Source organism: Klebsiella sp. MS 92-3, from assembly GCF_000195655.1.
Lineage (GTDB): Bacteria > Pseudomonadota > Gammaproteobacteria > Enterobacterales > Enterobacteriaceae > Klebsiella > Klebsiella pneumoniae.
In genome coordinates this window covers 43486-45376 of record NZ_GL882803.1, presented here as the reverse complement: position 1 = coordinate 45376, position 1891 = coordinate 43486, and the positions used below count along the sequence as shown (strand labels likewise).

At 59.1% G+C, this 1891-nt stretch carries 2 protein-coding genes; one reads left to right on the top strand and one right to left on the bottom strand.

Features of this window, described 5'->3' with window-relative positions; all coding sequences use genetic code 11:
• The coding region (locus HMPREF9538_RS14835; RefSeq protein ID WP_009484998.1) for a DnaB-like helicase N-terminal domain-containing protein at positions 1-661 on the bottom strand (661 nt) is incomplete at its 3' end.
• A gap of 169 nt (positions 662-830) precedes the next feature.
• Between HMPREF9538_RS14835 and HMPREF9538_RS14840 the strand changes: the two genes are divergently transcribed.
• The gene (locus HMPREF9538_RS14840; RefSeq protein ID WP_002884941.1) at positions 831-1814 is read left to right on the top strand and encodes a quinone oxidoreductase; all 984 of its coding nucleotides are present in this window, start codon (positions 831-833) and stop codon (positions 1812-1814) included.
• Positions 1815-1891: the final 77 nt, after the last annotated feature.

Sequence of the window (1891 nt, the reverse complement as noted above, 5' to 3'; positions counted from 1 at the left end):
GGCGGGGGGTCTTTTTGTTGAGGTCGTCGTAGCCGGTATTGACCCCGGTGACGCCGTCATGGGGCTGCTGGAACAGCTGTTCGATACGGGCGACAGTGGCATCGAGGACATCGGCGATGTTCTTCGGCCCTTCGTCTTTGTTGGCCCGGCTTTCGGCGATTTTGAAAACCCGGGATTCGGCGAGGTCGAGCAGATCTTCGCTGGTTCGCCCCTGCGGGTCGAAGCCGGCTTCGGCGATCTCGTTGGCCACCGAAATCATTTCGCGCACCACCGCGCGTTCGCGCACGATGTCGGCATAGGCGCTGATGTTAGCCGCGCTGGGCGTGTTTTTGGACAGTTCGGCCAGATAGGCGAAGCCGCCCACGCTGTCCAGCTGCCCCTGACGCTCCAGCGACTCGGCGAGCGTAATCAGGTCAATCGGGCTGCCGGACTCCTGCAGGCGCGCCATCTCGGTAAAAATATGACGGTGCGGACGGGTATAAAAGTCGTCGGCAACGACGCGTTCGGCGACGTCGTCCCAGCGCTCGTTATCCAGCATTAAACCGCCCAACACCGACTGCTCCGCTTCAATCGAGTGCGGCGGGACTTTCAGCCCGGCGAGCTGCGGATCGCGTTCGCGGGTTTCTGTCTGTGGTTTGTTGAAGGGTTTATTTCCTGCCATAGCCTAACATTTCACCGATCCGGAAAAGAGCGTGACAGTATAGCGAGAAAGCCATTGCCGCTAAAGAACCCATTAAGCGTGGCAGGCCTGAGGCGGGTAAGAAAATCCGTCGCCGCCGGCGCAGGCTGTTAAGCTTACTGAATAATCTCGGAACAACACAGGAGCGAACATGGCAACACGCATCGAATTTTCGAAACACGGGGGACCGGAGGTGCTTCAGGCGGTTGAGTTCACGCCACGCGATCCCGCAGAACATGAGATTCAGGTCGAAAACAAAGCCATCGGCATCAACTATATCGACACCTATGTTCGCAGCGGCCTCTATCCGCCGCCGTCGCTGCCGAGCGGCCTGGGCACCGAGGCGGCCGGCATCGTCAGTAAAGTTGGCCATGGGGTCACGCATATTAAGGTAGGCGATCGGGTGGTGTACGCCCAGTCGGCGCTCGGCGCCTACAGCACGGTACACAATGTGCTGGCCGACAAAGCGGCGGTCCTGCCGGACGCTATCTCCTTCGAACAGGCCGCCGCGTCGTTCCTCAAAGGATTAACGGTCTGGTATCTGCTGCGCAAAACCTATGAAATTAAGCCTGATGAGATGTTCCTGTTTCACGCGGCCGCTGGCGGCGTGGGGCTGATAGCCTGTCAGTGGGCGAAAGCGCTGGGGGCGAAACTTATCGGTACCGTCGGCAGCGCGCAGAAAGCGCAGCGCGCCAAAGAGGCGGGCGCCTGGCAGGTGATTAACTATCGCGAGGAGTCTATCGTGGAGCGGCTCAAGGCGCTCACCGACGGTAAGAAAGTGGCCGTCGTCTACGACTCGGTGGGGAAAGATACCTGGGAGGCCTCTTTGGACTGTCTGCAGCGCCGCGGCCTGATGGTCAGCTTTGGTAACTCCTCCGGTCCGGTGACCGGCGTTAATCTGGGGATCCTGAATCAAAAAGGCTCCCTGTACGTCACTCGCCCATCGCTGCAGGGCTATATCACCAACCGGGAAGAACTGGAGGAAGCCTGCAGTGAATTGTTTTCGCTGATCGCCAGCGGGGTGATTAAAGTGGACGTGGCTGAAAGTCAGATCTATCCGCTGAGCGAAGCGCGGCGGGCGCATGAAGTTCTGGAGAGCCGGGTGACGCAGGGTTCGAGTTTGCTGCTGCCATAAGTTGGCAGAAGGGGCAAAAGTTTAGGGGGGCGCCCCCCCCGGCGCCGCCCCTTTTTTTTTTTTTTTTTTTTTTTTTT

Coding starts and splice junctions, on each gene's coding strand:
- HMPREF9538_RS14840 (WP_002884941.1), top strand. CDS start 831: ATGGCAACACGCATCGAATTTTCGAAACACGGGGGACCGGAGGTGCTT.